Annotated in this window: 23 protein-coding genes; 15 read left to right on the top strand and 8 right to left on the bottom strand. The window is 35.6% G+C overall.

Going from position 1 to position 20912, the window contains the following annotated elements; genetic code table 11:
- The 4 genes from ACJMML_RS02320 to ACJMML_RS02335 form a co-directional block, all read right to left on the bottom strand.
- The coding region (locus tag ACJMML_RS02320; RefSeq protein ID WP_405305785.1) for a type II secretion system F family protein at positions 1-390 on the bottom strand (390 nt) is incomplete at its 3' end.
- 157 nt (positions 391-547) lie between these two features.
- Positions 548-760, bottom strand: a complete 213-nt coding sequence (locus tag ACJMML_RS02325) for a hypothetical protein (protein ID WP_405305786.1) — start codon at positions 758-760, stop codon at positions 548-550.
- The gene (locus tag ACJMML_RS02330) at positions 726-923 is read right to left on the bottom strand and encodes a hypothetical protein (protein WP_405305787.1); all 198 of its coding nucleotides are present in this window, start codon (positions 921-923) and stop codon (positions 726-728) included. The genes ACJMML_RS02325 and ACJMML_RS02330 overlap by 35 nt, the downstream gene beginning before the upstream one ends.
- A 277-nt stretch (positions 924-1200) precedes the next feature.
- Entirely contained in the window at positions 1201-2208 is a 1008-nt protein-coding gene (locus ACJMML_RS02335; protein WP_405305788.1) for a tetratricopeptide repeat protein, read from the bottom strand.
- Between the two features lie 243 nt (positions 2209-2451).
- Between ACJMML_RS02335 and feoB the strand changes: the two genes are divergently transcribed.
- From feoB to ACJMML_RS02390, 11 genes are all read left to right on the top strand, one after another.
- Positions 2452-4470 (top strand): ferrous iron transport protein B, encoded by a 2019-nt coding sequence (feoB, locus tag ACJMML_RS02340; RefSeq protein ID WP_405305789.1) that lies wholly within the window; start codon positions 2452-2454, stop codon positions 4468-4470.
- 81 nt (positions 4471-4551) lie between these two features.
- On the top strand, positions 4552-4782 hold the full coding sequence (locus ACJMML_RS02345) for a FeoA family protein (RefSeq protein WP_296784374.1): 231 nt from the start codon (positions 4552-4554) through the stop codon (positions 4780-4782).
- 34 nt (positions 4783-4816) lie between these two features.
- A complete protein-coding gene (locus tag ACJMML_RS02350; RefSeq protein ID WP_405305790.1) occupies positions 4817-5026 on the top strand; it encodes a hypothetical protein in 210 nt (69 codons plus the stop codon).
- A gap of 15 nt (positions 5027-5041) precedes the next feature.
- Positions 5042-5299: a DUF6110 family protein gene (locus ACJMML_RS02355; RefSeq protein ID WP_405305791.1), complete on the top strand. Its 258-nt coding sequence runs from the start codon at positions 5042-5044 to the stop codon at positions 5297-5299.
- 25 nt (positions 5300-5324) lie between these two features.
- The gene (locus ACJMML_RS02360; RefSeq protein ID WP_405305792.1) at positions 5325-7472 is read left to right on the top strand and encodes a heavy metal translocating P-type ATPase; all 2148 of its coding nucleotides are present in this window, start codon (positions 5325-5327) and stop codon (positions 7470-7472) included.
- 89 nt (positions 7473-7561) lie between these two features.
- Entirely contained in the window at positions 7562-8266 is a 705-nt protein-coding gene (locus tag ACJMML_RS02365) for an ABC transporter ATP-binding protein (protein ID WP_405305793.1), read from the top strand.
- 4 nt (positions 8267-8270) lie between these two features.
- Positions 8271-10541, top strand: a complete 2271-nt coding sequence (locus ACJMML_RS02370) for an ABC transporter permease (RefSeq protein WP_405305794.1) — start codon at positions 8271-8273, stop codon at positions 10539-10541.
- Between the two features lie 127 nt (positions 10542-10668).
- Entirely contained in the window at positions 10669-12102 is a 1434-nt protein-coding gene (locus ACJMML_RS02375) for a TrkH family potassium uptake protein (protein ID WP_405305795.1), read from the top strand.
- A 105-nt stretch (positions 12103-12207) separates the two neighbouring features.
- Complete coding sequence (locus ACJMML_RS02380) at positions 12208-12504, top strand: STAS domain-containing protein (protein WP_405305796.1); 297 nt, start codon at positions 12208-12210, stop codon at positions 12502-12504.
- 118 nt (positions 12505-12622) lie between these two features.
- A complete protein-coding gene (locus ACJMML_RS02385) occupies positions 12623-12802 on the top strand; it encodes a hypothetical protein (RefSeq protein WP_405305797.1) in 180 nt (59 codons plus the stop codon).
- A 22-nt stretch (positions 12803-12824) separates the two neighbouring features.
- On the top strand, positions 12825-13625 hold the full coding sequence (locus ACJMML_RS02390) for a hypothetical protein (RefSeq protein WP_405305798.1): 801 nt from the start codon (positions 12825-12827) through the stop codon (positions 13623-13625).
- Between the two features lie 310 nt (positions 13626-13935).
- Here ACJMML_RS02390 and ACJMML_RS02395 read toward each other — a convergent pair whose 3' ends face one another.
- Positions 13936-14646, bottom strand: a complete 711-nt coding sequence (locus ACJMML_RS02395) for a DUF4013 domain-containing protein (protein ID WP_405305799.1) — start codon at positions 14644-14646, stop codon at positions 13936-13938.
- Positions 14647-14983: 337 nt separating this feature from the next.
- On the opposite strand from ACJMML_RS02395, the gene ACJMML_RS02400 reads away from it, so the two are divergent.
- Together ACJMML_RS02400 and ACJMML_RS02405 are read left to right on the top strand one after the other, a co-directional pair.
- Positions 14984-15667, top strand: coding sequence for a TIGR00266 family protein (locus ACJMML_RS02400; RefSeq protein WP_405305800.1), 684 nt, complete (start codon positions 14984-14986; stop codon positions 15665-15667).
- 38 nt (positions 15668-15705) lie between these two features.
- Positions 15706-16749: an acyltransferase gene (locus ACJMML_RS02405; protein WP_405305801.1), complete on the top strand. Its 1044-nt coding sequence runs from the start codon at positions 15706-15708 to the stop codon at positions 16747-16749.
- Here ACJMML_RS02405 and ACJMML_RS02410 read toward each other — a convergent pair whose 3' ends face one another.
- The 3 genes from ACJMML_RS02410 to ACJMML_RS02420 form a co-directional block, all read right to left on the bottom strand.
- Positions 16750-17592 carry an alpha/beta hydrolase fold domain-containing protein gene (locus tag ACJMML_RS02410; RefSeq protein ID WP_405305802.1) on the bottom strand — a complete coding sequence of 281 codons (843 nt, stop codon included), beginning with the start codon at positions 17590-17592 and terminating at the stop codon, positions 16750-16752.
- A gap of 14 nt (positions 17593-17606) precedes the next feature.
- Positions 17607-17837: a hypothetical protein gene (locus tag ACJMML_RS02415; RefSeq protein ID WP_405305803.1), complete on the bottom strand. Its 231-nt coding sequence runs from the start codon at positions 17835-17837 to the stop codon at positions 17607-17609.
- A gap of 159 nt (positions 17838-17996) precedes the next feature.
- Positions 17997-19013 (bottom strand): M24 family metallopeptidase, encoded by a 1017-nt coding sequence (locus ACJMML_RS02420; protein WP_405305804.1) that lies wholly within the window; start codon positions 19011-19013, stop codon positions 17997-17999.
- Between the two features lie 49 nt (positions 19014-19062).
- On the opposite strand from ACJMML_RS02420, the gene ACJMML_RS02425 reads away from it, so the two are divergent.
- Entirely contained in the window at positions 19063-19704 is a 642-nt protein-coding gene (locus tag ACJMML_RS02425; RefSeq protein WP_405305805.1) for a site-2 protease family protein, read from the top strand.
- Position 19705: 1 nt separating this feature from the next.
- The gene (locus tag ACJMML_RS02430) at positions 19706-20908 is read left to right on the top strand and encodes a YcaO-related McrA-glycine thioamidation protein (protein WP_405305806.1); all 1203 of its coding nucleotides are present in this window, start codon (positions 19706-19708) and stop codon (positions 20906-20908) included.
- Positions 20909-20912 lie beyond the last annotated feature (4 nt).

A 20912-nucleotide genomic window follows, 5' to 3' on the forward strand; every position in this document is an offset into this window, starting at 1 on the left:
GGGGCCTTCGCCATACTGTGACATGTCCTCCATTGCATTTTCGAAACTTAAACCGACCTGAAGCATGCTTGAAAGCTGCCTTAAAAAGTCAGGTGCAGTCTTTTCGATTTCCTGTGCCCGCCTTTCCTGCTGGATTACAACATACGTGAAAAGCCCCGGAATTACGAATAACGGTAGAATCAATACGGAAATGGGAAAGCTTAACATTGATACTGTTAACATTAATGCAATTTCACTTACTGAAATGAAAATTATAAGCATGGCTAAAACTTTACTTGCATCTGTAAAAATGGCTCCGCTCAGTAAAAATTCCTGCAATTTAGATAATTGCTTTTCAGGAACAATATTGTCAATAACTGATGCCAAATCATTTACTATTTTAAATTTCATAAAATAAAATTAGATTTTAAATCATATAAAAGCTTTGTTGCATTCCAAAGCAATTTTACAAGGTAAAAACAAGATTAATCTAAAATTTACATTTTAGAAAAAATGAATCAATGAAATTGGTTAAAAAAAGAAAAAGGCAAATAGAGATTAGTAATCTCTATTTTTTAATGGTTAGTTTTTTGGTTACGATGTCTTTTCCGTAGGTTACTTTGTATTTGTATTTTTTGCCAACTTTGAGCTTTTTGAGCATGGATTTTTTGACTTTCCAGGTTGCTATACCCTTCTTGTTGGTTTTTACTTTGTAAGTTTTCTTGTTGAATTTAATCTTGAGGACTTTACCTTTGAGGTATTTGCCGTTGACCTTCTTCAAGGAAACTTTTACTTTTGTAACTTTTTTGGATTTCTTGTTCTTCACTTGTCTTTAAATTATTATCCACACTTTCCATATCACTTTCATGTGATAATTCAATTTCTCCCTTATCTTCAAGGGACATTGTCGTATTGTCTGTGTCACTTGCACTTACGCTTGCCATCGCAAACAGGCAAATGACCAGATGTAATTAGTAAACTCTTTTTGAACTTCATTTAAAATATTCTTCCATAGTTGAACTAATTGACATAATTTATGTTTAAATATGTATATAATAGTTTTTAGTAATGTAAAAAATATTAAACATCATGCAAATTATGAAAATGCAAAGTACTCCAAGCCGATAGAAATGCTGGAGGAATCAATGAAAATTAAGAATTAAAAAAAATAGATGTATAATTAAAATAATGTTTAAAAAAAATAGATTAAAATGACGGATATCAGTGATATCCCAGATATCGGAGAATCACATATATAACTAATATTACGGCCAATATGATGAGAGAAGTTCTTGCGGAAAAGAATCTGGTTTTTCTAAACTCCTCATCCTTGACTTCACCCTTTTTAATTATTCTTTCCTTCTCGAAGGAACATTTCTGATAGATTGCTTCAAGGTCCTTTGGAAGCCTTCCGTGTTCATTCAACATGTTTATTGTTTTATTTAAATGTTTTACGGCTTTCGCCTCATTGCCCATATTCACACAGCAGAATGCAGCCTTATAATTGAAATTGGTAACGAGTTCCAAGTCGTCCACAACCTTACTTTCATAGCCGATGCAGTACTTGTAGTTTTTCAATGCCTCCCCATACCTGCCAAGTTCATACAATGCGTCGCCTTTTGCATTAAATCCGATTATCGTATCCTCATTTTGAAGAGATTTGTCAAGATAGGTTAACGCTTCATCGTTTTTGCCGGTCTTTTGAAGCATTTGCCCCTTATACAGGTCAGAATCATTGTCACAACCATAATCTCCTTCATATTGATTCAAGTGATCCAATGCATCATCATATCTTTTGGCCTTAATAAGCAATTTGATTTTATTCATCAAGACTTCCTTTTTACGGATACGGGGCTTTTCAACAGCTGAAAATGAATCATATTTCTCAAGAGCCTTATCCATATACTCCAATGATTCCTCAACGTTTCCCTTGTTAAATCTGGATAATGCCTTATCACATAAAACATTTATGGACTTGGGCTGTTTTTGCAAGTACTGATCAAAATATCTTTCACCGTAATCGCCGTTGTCATGGGATTCGTCATAATATTGGTAATAAATTCCCTTCTCTTCAATTGCAGGCAAATAATCAGCATCAATCAATAAATCTAAAATTGCAAGATAATCCTCAACTTCATCTTTTCCGTGCCTTTTCCTGGCCAATTTAAGAGCTTCTTCATAATTGTTCTCAGAAATATATTGTTTTGCTGCTTCAATAGACTTGCTCATCATATCTTCCCTAAAAAATTAAAATTATTTTGTTTTTATATAATATCTATTTACTTTTAATATAAATATTTTTAGTCATACCTAAACTTTAAATACTATAAAAATCAATTGATATATATGTTTAGGTTAACCTAAAACTTTTTTTGGGTTTATGAAAACTTAAACTAAGAAATTTTTTTAGTGAGGAGTGATGCCATTTCAGGCATTATTCCTTAAGTTAATAACAAAACGGGAGAATGGTTAATGACAGAACTAATTGTAGGATTAGCCGGTAACCCAAATGTAGGGAAAACCACTGTCTTCAATCAATTAACTGGTATGCGACAACATGTCGGTAACTGGCCTGGAAAAACAGTTGAAAGAGCTGAAGGCCACTTCAAACATGGAAGCTACGACTATGATGTAATCGATTTGCCAGGTAATTATGCATTGAGTGCTCATTCTATGGAAGAAATCGTGTCAAGGGATTTCATTGTAGATGATGACTCAGATGTGATTATCAACATAGTGGACGCCGCTAATCTGGAACGTAATTTATACTTAACAGTGCAAATGATGGAATTAGGTGCCAATTTAGTAATGGGACTTAACATGAATGATTTTGCAAAGAAAAAAGATCACATCATCAACATTGATTTGATGAGTGAACTTCTTGGTTTTCCAGTAATTGAAATCAATGCTAAAACTGGTGACGGATTTGAAAAGCTATTGTCAACTGTGGAAAAGCAATCTAAAAATCCGAGGGACACCAGTCAAAAATTATCATACGGAAATGATATAAAAGGGCATTTGTCTCAAATTCAAGAAATCATTGAGAAAGACAAGAATTTAATGGATGTCCCTTCAGTCTGGACCGCAATCAAATTATTGGAAAGGGACACAATCGTAATAGAAAAAGTTCAACAATCCAGTTATGGATCCCAAATTTTAGTTGAAGTTGATAAAGTAAGCAAACATTTACATGATGTTTATAAAGAAGGTCCGGAAGAAGTTATTGCAAATGCAAGATATGCATTTATCGACGGTTTAATGGCCGAAGCAGTTAAAAAGCCATCCGTTGAGAAGGAAACCACAACAGATAAAATCGATAAGATTGTCACCAACAGATTATTAGCCCCATTCATATTCTTAATCATAATGTGGGTAATGTTCCAATTGACATTCACAATCGGAGCTCCTTTCCAGGACATGATTGACGAAGCATTTGGATCTTTAGCAGAATTTGTTGCAGGATATATTGCAAACGAATATCTAGCATCATTCATCTGTGACGGTATCATCGGAGGAGTAGGTGGAGTTCTCACTTTCTTGCCTATCATTATTCTGATGTTTTTATTCTTAAGCATATTAGAAGACTGCGGATATCTTGCAAGGGCAGCATTTACCTTAGACAAACTGATGCACAAAATTGTTGGACTTCACGGTAAGGCATTCATCCCTATGATTTTAGGATTCGGTTGTGGCGTACCTGCAATCATGGCAACAAGAACCATGGAAAACGAAGGGGACCGTATGCTTGCAATGATGCTCGTTCCGTTCATGTCCTGTACTGCAAGACTGCCGATTTATGCTATTTTTATTGCAGCATTCTTTTCCAACAACGAAGGAACAATGTTGCTTGCGATTTATGTATTAGGTATTGTTGTGGCACTTATTGTTGCAGCTATCCTCAAAAGAACCATGTTTAAAGGATTATCCACACCATTCGTAATGGAATTGCCAACATATAAAATTCCATCAGTAAAAGGTGTATTATTACACACCTGGGAAAAAGTAAAAGGATTCTTAAGAAAAGCAGGTACTATTATTCTTGCATGTTCAATTGTCTTATGGGCTTTAAGCATATTCCCATTAGGAGTAGAATACGGATCAGCCAACAGCGTATTAGGTATAATCGGTTCAGTCATTGCTCCAATCTTTGCTCCATTAGGATTTGGAACATGGCAAGCTGCTGTAGCAATCATTGCAGGATTAGCTGCTAAAGAGGTAGTAGTGGCAACATTCGGTACATTAGCCGGTATGGAAGAAGATGACGAAGAAGGAATTACCAACCTGGTACATGATACCTTCACCCCATTATCAGCATTTTCATTCATGGCATTCACATTGCTCTACACCCCATGTTTCGCAGCAATCGGTGCAATCAAACAGGAAACCAACAGTTACAAATGGGCATTAACAATGTGTGCTATAACCTTAGTAACCGCATATGTCGTTTCATTCCTGATTTACAATGTTGGTTTACTTGCAGGATTCGGATAGTGAATTAAAGACGTGAAATTCAAATGACGATTAGAATTTCTAATTGTCATTATTAAATTTTTTTTTAGAAGGTGATTAAAAATGACAAGAACTTTAAAAGAAGTAAAACCTGGTGAAACAGTTAAATTAGTAAAATACCATGATACTGGAGACATCGGTTTAAGAAGACACTTATTAGGAATGGGTTTTGTTAAAGGAGCAGAAATTACAGTTAAAAAAGTTGCTACTTTAGGCGATCCAATAGAAATGAGCGTAAAAGGATATGATGTTTGCCTTAGAAAGGAAGAAGCTGAAAACATTGAAGTTGAATAAAACTTCCATTTTTTTATTTTAATGAGTGTTTAATATGAAATGCCGTATGTGTGGCTTTGAATTTGACGAAAAAGAATTAAAAAACAGAGGTTGTGTTGGCTGCGGAAAACATGGCCACTGCAATCAGGTTCATTGCCCCAACTGTGGATTTGGCAATCATCCCGAACTCGAAGAGGAATTTGAATTTATAAACAAACTCAAAAACAGACTTAAAATTGGAAAAAAAGATAAGAATTATTTTTAAAGAGAGGTTATTAAAATGAAACGTGAGGAAATTTTAGACAAATGTTATGAACACAAACATGCATTAATTTTCGCAGCAGGAATTGCAACTGCAATTATTGGTAAAAAAGTATTGGAATCCAAAACCGTAAAAAATGCTGCAACAAAAGGAATGGCATCAGTAATGTCTGCTAAAAAAGATGCGGAAGAATGCTTTCAAGATATGAAAGAAAATGCGGAAGACATTGTAGTTGATGCACACAAAGAAGACAAAAAAGAAATTTACGTAGAATAAACTTATTTTTTCAAGGTATAAAAAAATGAAATATCAAGTAATGTATGATAACGGACCTCGTCTACGAGTTCGTTCAGGCCAATGGGCCTTCACTAAAATGGAAGGTCATGGTCTTGCTTCATTACTTTTAAATCAGAGCTTTATCCATGAAGTATACACTTCCCATAGAAACGGAAGTATCTTAATATATCATGATGGAGATGTTGAAAGCAAACATAAGATTTTCAACATTTTAGATAGCATCACATTAGATGATCTCTTCGAAGCAGAACCGACTCAGGCTCAAAGTTCAAGAGAAATTACAGACGACTTCTATTTAAAGTTATCAAAAATGGTCTTTAATAGATTCGTTTATAGAATATTTTTACCTATACCAATAAGAAATGCATTAACAATTTTTAATGCAGCAGAATACATTTGGAAAGGTTTAGACAGCTTGACCAGCTTTAGAATTGATGTTGCACTACTTGATGGTGCAGCAGTAACCGGAGCACTGCTTCAAAAACAATATAAACCTGCAAGCTCAATGATGTTCTTGTTGTCAATCTCCGACGCACTCGAAGACTACACATTGCAGAAAGCCAAAAGCACACTTAAGGACAGTTTGGCATTAAACATAGATACTGTATGGGTAGTAGGAGAAGACGGCCAAGAAAAACAGTGCCCTGCCGTTGATATTGACAAGGGAGATAAAATCAAAGTCCATATGGGCGATGTGATACCAGTTGATGGAAAAGTAATCGAAGGAGAAGGAATGGTTAATGAAGCTTCAATGACTGGAGAACCATTGGCCATCCATAAAAGACCTGGAAAAACAGTACACGCAGGAACCGTTATAGAGGAAGGAAATCTGATTGTCGAAGTTTATTCAATGAATAAAGAGACAAGACTAAACAAGATTATTGATCTGATTGAGAATTCCGAAGAGCTGAAAGCAGACACACAAAGCAAGGCTGAAAAACTTGCCGATTCAATCGTACCATACAGCTTCATTGCAACCGCACTGACCTATCTGATTACAGGAAATTCAACAAAAGCATTATCCGTATTGATGGTTGACTTCTCATGTGCAATCAAGCTTACAACACCATTATCAATCATATCTGCAATGCGTGAAGCATCAGACAACAGAATGATGATAAAAGGTGGAAAGTTCCTGGAAAACTATGCAAATGCAGACACAATCATATTCGACAAGACCGGAACCCTGACAAATGCAACACCAAAAGTTGTTGAAGTGGTTCCTATGTCCAAAAGATACAAACGTGACGAAATCTTAAGGATGGCCGCATGCATTGAGGAACACTTCGCCCACAGCATTGCCACAGCCATCGTAAATCAGGCAAAAGAAGAAGGCCTAAAGCATGAAGAGGACCACAGTGAAGTGGAATACATTGTAGCGCATGGTATTGTAACAGAATATGATGGAAAACGTGTAGTTATCGGATCAAAACACTTCTTATTTGATGATGAAAAGGTGAAAGCAACCAAGACTCAAGAGAAAAAGATGGCAAAAGAAGCGGCAGAGCATTCTGTGGTTTATCTTGCTATTGATGGAAAGCTTGAAGGTTTGATTTGCATTGACGACCCGGTACGTGATGAAGCAAAATATGTCATTGAAGAACTTAAGGATTTAGGCATTGAAAATGTCATAATGCTCACCGGAGACAGTGAAAGCGGTGCAAAAGCCAGCGCCAAAGCATTAGGCATTACCGATTATAAATCACAAGTGCTTCCTGAGGACAAATCAAGAATCGTTGAAGAATTAAAACAGGACGGAAAAACAGTGATAATGGTTGGTGACGGAATTAACGATTCACCGGCCCTTGCAGCTGCAGACGTATCCGTTTCAATGAAACATTCATCCGATATTGCCAGAGAGGTTGCAGACATATCATTGCTATCAGATGATTTGTATGACCTTGTGACACTTAGAAAATTAAGTGTAGGAATGTTGGATAAAATCAACAACAATTACCGCAACATTGTTGCAGTAAACGGAAGTCTCCTTGTTTTAGGAGTTTTAGGAGTAATTCCTCCATCAACATCATCAATGATACATAATCTGTCTACGATGTTGTTCGGAATGATGAGCACTAAATCCGTTTTAAAAGATGAAGACTATTCAAAAGGTATAGAAGTGGAGGCCATTGAAGTGGCCGATATTTCTTAATCCTTTTCTTTTTTTAAATTAGAATATCCACTAGGATATGCTTATTTTAGCAAAGAATACTTAAATTAATTATTAAGAAGGCATTGTTAATGAGTACAATTATTGAATTCAAAAATGTTAATAAGATTTATAAATCTGGAGACCACATTTTAAAAGCCATGGATAACGTCAACTTCACAATTGATGAAGGGGAATTCGTAGTGATTCTAGGACCCTCCGGTGCAGGCAAATCAACACTTTTAAACCTATTGGGAGGTCTTGATACAGTTAGTTCAGGCCAGATTGTCGTTAAGGAAAAACATGTGGAGGAACTTGATGATAATGAACTTACCAGTTACAGAGCAAATAACGTAGGATTCATTTTCCAGTTTTATAACCTGATTCCAAACCTGACAGCTCTTGAAAACGTTGAACTGATGAAAGACATCGTAGATGTTGACATAAATGGACTGAATGTTTTGGACTCAGTTGGGCTTAAAGACCATGCAAACCAGTTTCCTGCACAATTATCCGGAGGAGAACAGCAAAGAGTATCAATTGCAAGAGCAGTGGCCAAACAGCCTACAATGCTTTTATGTGATGAACCAACCGGAGCGCTTGACTCAAAAACAGGCGTTCTGATTCTGAATTTGCTGCAGGACATGAGCAACAGCAAAGGAACTACAGTTGTCATCGTGACACACAATGCAATATTAGCCGAAGCAGCAAATAAAGTGATTAGAATTAAAAATGGTCAAATCGAAAGCATAACTGTTAATGAAAATCCAAAAAAGATCACAGATTTAGAATGGTGAGCATATGCTTAAGAAAAAGATGATAAGAGACATTCGAAAGCACAAGACCCAATTCCTGTCAATTTTTTTGATGGCATTCTTAGGTGTTTTTGTCTTTGCAGGTGTCGGAGGCGAATCTGTTGGCCTTGAGGTCAATGTGGAAAAGTTTTACGATGACACCAATCTGGCTGACGGTTGGATCTATTCAAATTACATCAATGACTTATTTTTAGACCAGGTAAACTGTTTGGGTGCAACCACTCAAATGGAAAGACAATTGGTCGTGGATTCCGTTGCGGATTTTTCAAATGACCCCGAAATTACGCTGCATTTTGTAGAGAATAACACAATATCAAAATTTTATCTGATTGAAGGTGCACCATTAGACATCAATGACAAGGATGGAGTATGGCTGGACAAAAGCTTTGCAGATGCAAAGGGTCTGAAGGTGGGCGACAACATCACATTCAAATTTGAAGAGTACAACATTGAAAAGGAAATAAAGGGAATCGGCTATTCCCCTGAATATGTCTATCATGCATCCCAATCATCAGTAATCCCTGATTTTTCAAAATTGGGCTTTGCCTATATGTCCTATAAGGCATTTCCAGGAGATACTGTCCCATATAATGTTTTGAATGTCAAGTTTGACGGAACAGCCGAAAATTACAATGACATATTGTCCTATCATATGGATGGTTATTACAGTTCATTTGTAGAAAGGTCAGAGCACAGTAGCGTATCCCAATTTTCAGAGGAAATGGACCAGCACCAGATGATGGCAGGAATTTTTCCCGTTGTATTCATACTGATTGCAATGCTGATTCTGTTAACAACAATGACAAGGATAATTACACATCAAAGAACTCAAATTGGAATTTTAAAGGCATGCGGATTTAAGGACAAATCAATAATCATTCATTATATTTCCTATGGATTCTGGCTGGTTTTAATCGGTTCAATCCTGGGATTGATTATCGGTCCAATGACATTGCCTAAATTGTTCTATCCGTCAATGAGCTCCACTTACATATTGCCGTCATGGAATCCTGCATGGAGCATGGATTTTGTCTATGTTGCGCTGGCAATGATTTTAATGTCTGTCCTGGTTTCATACTATGCTGTCAAAAGTATTTTTAATGAAAAACCTGCAGATACAATAAGGCCAAAGGCCCCTAAAGTATCCTCATCAGGCATAATCGAAAAATTAGGATTTTTCAAACACATGTCATTCAATTCACGTTGGAATTACCGTGACGCAAAAAGGAATAAATTCAGAGCGCTTATGACAATCATTGGAGTTATAGGGTGCACTGCCCTTTTGGTATCAGCATTTGGAATGTATGATGGGATGAATGATTTGAAGGAATGGGAATTCAATCAGATAAACCATTATGATTCAAAGCTGGTCATTGATGATGAGGCAAGCATTTCACAAATCGATGACGTGGCAGAAGAGGTCAACGGAGATAAAATAATGGAATCTGCCATTGAAATCGAATCGGATACGGGCAAAAAGTCAGGTTCTCTATTGGTTTTAAATCATACTGATTTGATTACTCCAACCGATTATGATTGGAATAAAATCAAAATTGAAGATGATGAGGTTTCTATTTCACAAAAAATGGCAGACATGCTTGGAGTTGATGTAGGCGATAGCGTAAAATGGCATATTATGGGTTCAAACAAATGGATTAAAACCAAAATTGATAGAATCCATGCAGACCCAACTTCACAAGGGTTCATAATGTCTGCAGACAAATTAGAGGATTTGGATTTGAACTACACTACAACAAGTATCGTAACAGCTGAGCATGTCGATAAGAACTATACTGCAATCAAAACAACCAGCTCAATAAAGGACATGACCTCAAGTTGGGATGAGCTGACAGAGGCCATGTGGCTGCTGATATACATCCTGATATTTTTCGCATCACTTCTGGCAGTTGTGGTGCTGTACAATCTAGGACTGCTGTCATTTACAGAAATCGAACGTGAAATAGCCACTCTTAAGGTTTTGGGCTTTAAGACAAAAGCCTTGAGGAAGCTGCTTTTAACACAGAACCTATGGTTTACAACTATCGGATATCTATTGGGCATTCCTGTCGGTTATTACATATTAAAAATCATGTGGGATTCATCAGGGGACTCATTTTATATTCTCCCTTCAATAACCCTTTCAAATTTAATAATAACCGCAATAATAACATTCTCATTATCAATACTTGTAAACCTAATGTTTTCACGTAAAATTAAAAAGTTAGACATGGTTGAATCACTTAAAAGTGCGGAATAGTTAAATTTATTCTCACTTTCCAAGTGAAAAAAGTTAGCATTGCCGATTTTTTGTTAAAAATCCTATACATAAAAACTTATATATCTATTTTTCAAATAATTATTTGTTTAATATTAGTAGGTCGCCCATGAGATATATTAACAAAAATGATGTGTTAATCATAGCCAGGAACTCCGGTAAACTGATGATTGGTATTGGTGTAGTGTGCCTAATCCCAATTATTGTTGATTTAATCTATTTAGAGTTCAACACATTAGGTTATCTCATACCAGGATTAATATCCATCATAACTGGATTAATCAGTTTAAAAGTCCTGGACAAATACACTGTCAACAAAATGCGCCTAAAGCACGGCATGATAATATCCGCCCTATCATGGTTATGGGCATGTCTAATGTGTGGTTTGGTACTGTACCTCGTAACTGGTATAAGTCTCGTAGATAGTACTTTTGAAAGTATGTCCGCTTTGACTGGAAGTGGAATTACAATATACAGTGATGTGGAAGTCCTACCATATGGGATACTATTTTTTAGGGCATTTCAACAGTGGATTGGTGGTTTGGGTATTATTGTCCTGATACTGTTTTTCCTGGCCCAACCCGGAACCTCATCATATAAATTATATCAATCTGAAGCACGTGAGGATCAGATTAGACCATCCGTTAAAGCCACACTCACAGAAACCTTCAAAATATATTCAATCTATACAGTGCTCGGAATTATTTTGTATTTGCTTGCAGGAATGCCCCTTTTTGATTCTATCTGCAATACCTTCTGCATTATCTCAACCGGAGGAATGAGCATAAAAAATGCAAATATAGGATTTTACAACAACGACCTGATTTATTTCATCACCATGGTCTTGATGATATTGGGTGCAACAAGCTTTTTAGTTCACTCCAAAATTATTAAAACACGCGGGAAATCATTAATTGATGATTTGCAATTTAAAGTGATGATTTCTCTAATAGCTATTTCAACGCTATTAATATATTTCACATCCACAATCATTCCAATGGACATGTTATTTACTGTAGTTTCTGCAATTACAACAACAGGAGCAAGCATTCCAAATTCAGTAGTGATGGGCAGATGGCCGCCGTTTGTAATATTTATCATAATGATGTTAATGCTTATCGGAGGTTCCAACGGATCTACAGTAGGAGCAATCAAATTAATGCGTGTCATCACATTTTCAAAGGGAATTTATAAAAATTTACGTGAAATAATATCTCCTAGAGGCACAATTGTTCCAATAGACCGTTCCAATAAAAAAATTACTGACAAAGTGGCAGAACAAAGCGGAAATTATATCACCCTTTATTTCCTATTCATCCTGATTACATGGTCATTGTTATGTTTATACGGCCATAACCCATTTGATTCACTGTTTTTCACCATGTCTATGCAGGGAAATATCGGTTTGGAAATCGGACATATGTCCCAAACAATAGAATGGCCATTAAAAATCATAGGCATGATTAACATGTGGACCGGAAGATTAGAAATTTATCCAGCATTAATCACATTAAGGGCATTGCTTGAAATCTTTAAAAGATAATAAATTACGGAAAATGATAAAATGTCCATTGATGATTAATAAAAAAAATATTTTAAGTTCAAAACTCAAAAATACTAATATTAAGAAAAAAATCAAGGGGTCTATATGGATTTAATGAAACAATATAATGAAAAAGAATTAACAATCATCGTCAAAGATAAGGTTGACACAACTACTGCACCGGACTTTGAAAATGAAATTACAGATGAAATGGGCAAATTCGATTCACTAATAATAGACTTTACCGATTTGGAATACATTTCAAGTGCGGGTTTAAGAGTTTTGGTCAGTACTGAAAAAAAATTAAAACCAGAAGGCATTCCTTTCGTCATAAAGGTTAACGACGCCATAAAAGAGATTCTTGAAATGTCCGGCTTTAACAAAATTTTAAACATAGAGTAAAAATTACTTTAGGCATTCAACTAGTAAACAGCAACATACATTCAAAAATTAATTATTGATATATACAATTATCAAATGTGATTACAACAAAGACAAAAAAAAATATTGGAGATTAAACATGAAAATGCATAAAATTTGTCCTAGATGCGGTTCCAGAAATATCGATTGGATTATCCCTCAAAATTGGTCACAATGCGTCTGTAAAGACTGCGATTATACCGGCCCAATAATTGAAGGAAATGATGAACTTGCTGAAGAAATTCATGAATCATATCTTGAATCTTTAAAAAACGATTAACAATCAGTGAGGAATGATTGAAATGTTAGGTCTAAATAAAAAACATGACACAGAAGAAATTATAAATCCTCCAAGTGACGACTCATATTCAATGATACCTATATTATTTGCAAAAAATAAGGAGATAGGCATCAACACATTATCCCTCACCATACTCGAATTAATTAATCAGGACCAAATCAAATGCGATATTGATTTGAATGAATCATATAGCGTAGGCAGCAAATTAACTTCAGAAGATATGGAAGTCATGAAAAAGATAACCCTTAGGATAGCAAATAAAGGGGAATTGAAAACCTCTGAAACACTTGCAATTAATTTGCTTAAAAAAATGAATAAGAATAAAAAATTCAACTTGAAAACCATGGCAAAGCAAAGCAACAACCCTTCAATTGCAAATAAATTCGAAAAAGACCTTGATGAGTTTGCAAAAGCCATTGAAAATGAAAATGAATATGACGGCAAAAATTATAGGGACATTCTTGAAAACGGCAAATTAACCGGAAAGGGAAAAGAACTTAAAAAAGAATGGGAAGGATTTAGGGATTACTTGAAATCCGAAGAATTGTATAAAAGATATCCTCCTGAATCTGCAGATGAAAATTCAGCACAAATTATCTATGCTTGCTGCTTTGATATTGAAAAAGATGCATTAAAATCAAGAGAAAATAACTCTCCGTTAACTGATTTCATTGATAAAGACGGATATAATCTATTGAATATCATCTTTAACAATGCATTATTGCATGTAAGTGAAAAAAGAAAAGGTGATGGAATATTTTACGGCGTGAATGATAAATATACCATTCCAGGTGGGGGATAATCCTCACAAAATATATTTTTTCATTTCTTTTTTTTAAAAAAAATAAACAAAACCATCCACTAGTTCATGGTAAAATTATGAAATTTCTGATTGATTAAAAATGAAGTTTTGACATTGACCACCAATTTAATCACTGGTGAATTAACATTAACGCAAGTTCTCTCAGATTACGGCACTTTGTCAAATAGAAATATACATCAAAGAATTAAATTATAGCATTTGCTAATAATAATCAAAATATCAATAATTAAGAAATAACTGCCCAAATTATATCAGTTAAACAAAGAAAAAAAAGAAAAAATGGGTTTAATTATACGTCAGAGTATAATAAACCTGTTGCTCTAGCAATAACGAATGATATGTAAATACCTACAATACCCATCAAAATACCACCAACAGTGGAATTCCATCGGGTAATAATAAGAGCGACAAAGAATACAGCGAATACAATAATAAACATCAAGATAATGAATAAAGCAAGTTTTACAATACCAACTCTTGAAATATCACCAATTGCATCACCAATTGCTAATGCATAACCTAAATCTTCAGTTTTAGCTAATCTGCATTGACCCATCATCAATGCTAAAGCAAATACAATAGATACGATTGCGGAAATTATTGAGGATAACCAGTGTTGGAAGACAACTGCTAAAATTGCACTGATGATTATTGGAACAATCATATAAACGATGTATACAACAAAATATTTTACACCATTGATGAATTGTCTCACAATGTCGATTCCAGGGGAACTTGGGTCTCTTTCAATACCGAATTTGACAATATCCAATTCATAACCTGTAATTATAAATCCTAAAACAAAAGCTATGATAATACCAATGATTCCAGATCCAATAACTGCAAGAATATTTTCAGCAAGAATACCTGCAGCCATACCTGCAATGGTACCTCCAACTGCAATTCCTAGAATAATCCCTAAAACAAGATAAATAACTAATGCTTTAATATTATGAAATGGATAAACTAAAGCATCACTAAATATTTCGCCTATTTCCATCTTTTTTATTCTCCTTTTAAATTAATAAAACTCGAAAATATGAGTCGTTTATATTTATTTGAATTAATACTATTTATATTTAAGGAAAAATATTTAAAAATTTGAGAATTATTGAAAATTATTTATTCCTTTTCACTGCCCAATGTACCATGACCCTACATTGCAAAAAATCAAATTTGTTCGAGAGTTGGTTTACATTTATTATTCAATATAACATTTACCTCAGCATTTAAAAATGACTAAACTCACATTAGACATAACTGATTGAACAAAAGTCAATTATATATACTTTTAAAAAAAATAATACATTAATATAGATTAATATTGGGTGATATCTATGGAATACGAAATAAGAGGTGGTTCATTTCCAATTGTGATTTGTACATTACAAAAGGGAGAAACCATGAAAAATGAAACTGGTGCAATGGCATTCATGACTTCCAACATGAAAATGGAAACGAACACTGGAGGAGGACTCCTGAAAGGACTTGGAAGGGCATTAGCCGGAGACACACTGTTTTTAAATTTCTTCACTGCACAATCCGACAATGAGCAAATAGGTTTTTCTGCATGCAGTCCTGGAAAAATCATGCCGGTAAAATTAAACGAATCTACAATCATTGGTCAGAAAAATGCATTTTTAGCAGCGGAAGAAAGTGTTGACGTTGACATATACTTTAAAAAGAAACTTGGAGCAGGACTATTCGGCGGAGAAGGTTTTATTCTTCAAAAATTCTCAGGAAATGGAATGGTATTTTTAGAAATCGATGGAGAAGTGATAGAAAAAGACCTTGCCCCTGGAGAAAAAATACTTCTTGATCCTGGCCATATTGCAGCAATGGAATCTACAATCGATTTCGATATTGAAATGGTAAAAGGAGCCAAAAACATATTGTTTGGTGAAGGATTATTCTTCTCAAAGTTAACCGGTCCGGGAAAAGTGTGGATACAAACTATGCCAATCTCCAAATTAGCTGCGGCATTGATTCCATTTTTACCAACTTCATCCGGTGGAAAATAGAATGTTTTATTTGACAATAGTTAAAAGAAGGAATATAAATGGGTAAGACTAGAGTTGAATGGATTGATTTGGTACGTGCAATAGCAATACTGACCGTTTTATACATTCACGCTACGGACGGGATTTATATCATCTCATCCGACGCAATAATGAATTATACAACTTTTTCAAGGATATTCAATTTTGCATCCCTATTCATTGGGCGTATCGGGGTTCCATTCTTTTTAATGATTACAGGTTATCTGTTGCTTGATCGGGCATATGACGATGAACGCATCCGTAAATTTTGGGAAAAAAACTGCAGAGGATTGATTATCGTTACCGTTATTTGGGCGGCAATCTATGCACTCAGCCTACAGTTTGTTTCAGTTGGAAGTAGTCAGGTAAACTTCAGCGAAGCTGGAAACTTATTCTTCAGCCATATGTGGTATATGCCAATGATTATTGGAATGTATCTTTCAATACCATTTGTCACAGCAGCCCTTGAAAAATTCAGTAGCGATACGGTTTGGAGGGCAACAATAGTATTTTCAATCCTGGCATTCATACTTCCGTTCGTCACTCTTGTATTGGCTATGCATGGAATTAAAAATGTCAATATCCAATATTGTCTTGGATTTAGTGGTGGCATTTATGGAATTTATATTATTTTAGGATATTTAGTTAAAAAAGGACAATTCAAACACTATGACAGCATAAAATTAGGATTGATATCACTCATATCATTCATGATATGTTTATTCTTCCAGTACTATGCATTCACAAAGGGATATGATTTCCAGTTATGGTATGAATTCCCATTCATTTTAACCGGTTCATTTGCACTATTTGAACTATGTTCCAGAATGGATACAGTCAGGGCATATCCACTGGTCGCCTTTTTATCAAAATATTCATTTGCAGTGTTTTTGGTACATAATCTATTTAGATTACCGTTGCTTCCTGTTGTTGTCCAACTACCTTTCTCAGAACCTGTAAAAGCAATAATCCTTTGGATTTTATTGATAATATTAAGCTATATTGCGGTTGTAATTATCTATAGAATACCTAAGTTTGGAAAATACATATTATACATGAGATAATTAACCAATTATCTCTTTTTTTATTTCTTTGAATGCTTTTTTTGCTTCCGGTGATGGGAATAATGGATAAATATGAAATAATCCTTCGCCTTTAATGAATTTTACATTAACATTACTCTTTTTAAGCTTTTCAACATAAAGCTCGATGTCCTTGTAAAAAATTTCACCGGTTCCTGAAAAAATCAATGTTTGAGCCTGACCTGCCACATCACCATAAAGGGGACTTACCCGGTAATCTTTTGTATCCAGATCGCCTGCCCATGATTTGCCCATTTCTCTTAGACCGATTTCACCTAAAATAGGGTCATGTTCATTATCATATGGAGAGTTGCTCATTGAAATGTCAACCCACGGTGAAAAAGCGATTATTTTGTGTGGTTGAGGCAGCCCGACCGTCTTCAGGTACTGTGCAAATGAAAGGACGAAACCTCCACCTGCCGAATCCCCCATTAAAATCAGATTTTCATGATTCAAGGTTTTATATATTCCAGTTATCATCTCATATGTTTCCCTTGCATTATGCAGAGGAGCAAGTGGATAAACCGGAGCAATTACACGAGCATTCAATTTCCGTGACAGCTTAAGGCAATACAGCAAATGCTGATAGTTAATTTCACTGACAAAGGCCCCACCATGCATGAACAGTATAGTTTTTTCAGCATTTTCATTTCCGAAAGTATACATCTGAGAGTCAGACATCTTAAAAATACCCTTAGGAGGTTTTTGAATAGGCTTATTGTTTAAAAAATCATCTACATCTTCCTTTGAATCCATATGCTTGGGTTTAGTATATCTTAGAATAGCTTCTTCTATTCTTATGATAAATGATTTTTTATCCGGCATGGACCTCTCCAAAATTAATCTTTTGTCATTAGATAAGCATCATAAGCGGCATAAATACTAATGAGGATATCAATAATATAATAAAATGAGTTTAAAATGGAATCCACAAAAAATATTCCAATAATTTCCAAGGCTACAAATGCAACGAGGAAATATGCTATTCCCTTTTTAATATCTCCCGCATAAGCCTGACCTACTCCAGGAATTAGGAAGGACATGATAACTGCCAAATATTTATTTGCCATTATAATTCACCACAATATTAATTAATAATTATATTTATTTAAAATATTTATAATAGTTTACTTTATGAAAAAATAATCTGAAAATGAATAATTCAATAACTGAAAAATGACAACAGAAATCCATCGAAACTGTTCCTATTCAGATTTAAATGAATTGAATCAACTTATATCCAAAGGAAGATCGCCTATGACATTGCCCCTTTTAGAAATTGCAATGGTATCCTCAAGACGAACACCGAATTCACCTTCAAGATATATTCCCGGCTCCACCGTTATCACCATTCCCTTTTCAATTACGGTTTCATCACGTGTTGAAAATCCCGGAGTCTCATGAATATCAAGGCCCAAGCTATGACCTGTTGAATGTATGAACTTATCGCCGTATCCATATTCAGTTATGATGTCCCTTGCGACATTGTCAACCTCACAACATTTTATACCCGGCCTTGCCGCCTTAATTGCCTTGTCATGGGCTTCGGCCACAATATCCCAAATTTCCTGTTGGTCTTCAGTGTAAACCATTGTACGAGTATTGTCTGAGCAGTAACCTTCAAAAATTGCTCCCCAGTCAATCAATATAGGTTCTTCCAACTTTTTAGATTCGGAAATTGCATGAGGCAAGCTTGAATTAGCTCCACTTGTCACAATCGTATCGAACGATTCCTTGTCTGCCCCGTTTTCAATCATGAAGCGGACAAGATCAAATGCGACCTCCTTTTCAGTGTCGTGATTGTTCAGAATATCCAGTTGAAGGAATGATTTCTGGGCGATTTCGGTTGCCCTTGCAATCTTTTCAATTTCATCCGGCGTTTTAATCATCCTCTGCTTGTCGATGTATGTTTTGGAATCTATCTTGAAGTCGTCCCTGAATCTGACATATGTGCTGAATGGCAATGCCGGCTCGATTGCCATATTCCTAACGCCATCTGCCTTAAGTTCATCCACAATAACTTCAAAGGATTCGTATTCCCTGACCTCAATAGATGAATTATTGTTGGCCAATTCCATATCCATTTTGGAAGCGTATATAATAGGATTTTCCTTAATTATGCAGAATGCGAAGCTGGTTGGCCTGTAACCTGAAATGTATTCGACATTTGTAAACTGAGTAAGCAGATAAGCCTGAAAATCATCTTTTTCCAAATCATTTAATATATTGTCGACATGTGATTCCATAGTTAATATTAGAAAAATCTTTATATATAAAATTAGATATTTTAACATTATGATTAAGTTTACACGTAGTGAAGTGAGAGATTTAATAATTGCATTTTTCGTTATTTCACTTTGTTTTGCAATTGTGAATAGTGGCAGAAACCCAAATGCAATATTAACCAGCCTTCCATTTGTTATGGTAGGTGTAGGTTCCGGTTTCATCCTGCACGAGCTCGGACATAAATTCGTGTCAATGAAATACGGATACTGGGCTGAATTCAAATTATGGCCTCAAGGGTTAATATTTGCGCTCATCACATCATTTTTCGGTTTCGTATTTGCCGCACCAGGTGCGGTTTATACCTATGCAAACTATATGACTGATGAGATAAACGGGAAAATCTCCATTGCAGGACCCGTCGTCAATATAGTCCTTGCATTAGTCTTTTTGGCAATTGCAACTGCAGTCTATCCATCCGCATTTACATCAGAAACCTCTGTAATTCTATTCATAGTCTGTTCAGTGGGTTATTCAATCAACAGCTTCTTGGCTGTATTCAACTTGCTTCCTATTGGAAATCTGGATGGATCCAAAGTGCTAAGGTGGAATGTCGGAATTTGGATTATTATAATAGCAATCGCAGGAATAATGACCGCAGCATCTATGACAATAGGCGTTGAAAGTTTAGTTAGACTGATTATAGGAATATAGCATGACAGATGAATTGACATACTTTAAAGGGACACACAGGGTAATCGCACCCGAAAAAACCATTGAAAACAATGAGGACAAGCTGAAGACAGCCGGAATCACCCGTATTGCAGACATAACCGATTTGGACAGAATCGGCCTTCCGATTTATACTGCAATCAGGCCTACCGCTGAAGACGGTGCGGTAAGCATCTATGGTGGAAAAGGAATCACCAAAGACCATGCAAGAGCTTCAGCAATGATGGAAGGCTTTGAAAGGTATTCCGCTGAAAGGCAAGACAGCGATGAGGTCACAATTGCCAGTTTGGATGAAATTTCCGATTTGGGAGAATACATCAATCCGGAATCCCTGAACCTGCCGAAAGACTTTAAAAAGCAGAATTTGGATTCAATGAAGCTGGAATGGAGTCCTGTAAAAGACATTATTTCAGACAAGGAATATTACATTCCCACAAATGCCATTTATCATCCATACATTCATGGAAATGACTGTGAAAGCCTGTTCAAGTCAAACACCAACGGTCTCGCATCCGGAAATATCCTGGAAGAGGCTATTTTGCATGGAATATTTGAAGTTATAGAGCGTGACGCATGGAGCATTTTCGAGCTCACCCATAAAAACTATGCACAAATTGATTTGGACAGCATTGAAAGCGATATTGTCAACGACACCATCGACAGGTTCGAATCAAATGGCATCAAGATAAAATTAATGGATTTCACTGCAGACATCAATGTTCCGACAATCGCCGCTTCAGCCGACGATACAGTTACACGTGATGCAGGACTTTTAACCTTAGGCATGGGAACCCATCTTGACCCTGAAGTAGCAATCTTAAGGGCGCTGACTGAAGTGGCCCAAAGCAGAGCAACCCAAATCAATGGCGCACGTGAAGATACAGTCAGAGCTGATTTTGCCCGTGAAGCAGGCTATGAGCGCATGAAAAGGATCAATAAATACTACTTCAGAGACGAAGATGAAAAGATATCCCTTTCAAGCATTGAAAATAAGTCAACAACATCCATTACAAATGATTTGGAAATTGTCAAAGATGAATTGATAACCAACGACATCGATAAAATCCTATATTACGATTTAACACGTCCGGAACTTGATGTAAGTGTTGTTCGTGTCATAATTCCCGAAATGGAGCTTTTTGCACTTGACCCTTCAAGGGCAGGATACAGATTTTTGAAAGTGTGATAAA

Origin of the sequence: Methanobrevibacter sp. (assembly GCF_045130115.1) — an archaeon.
Classification (GTDB): domain Archaea; phylum Methanobacteriota; class Methanobacteria; order Methanobacteriales; family Methanobacteriaceae; genus Methanocatella.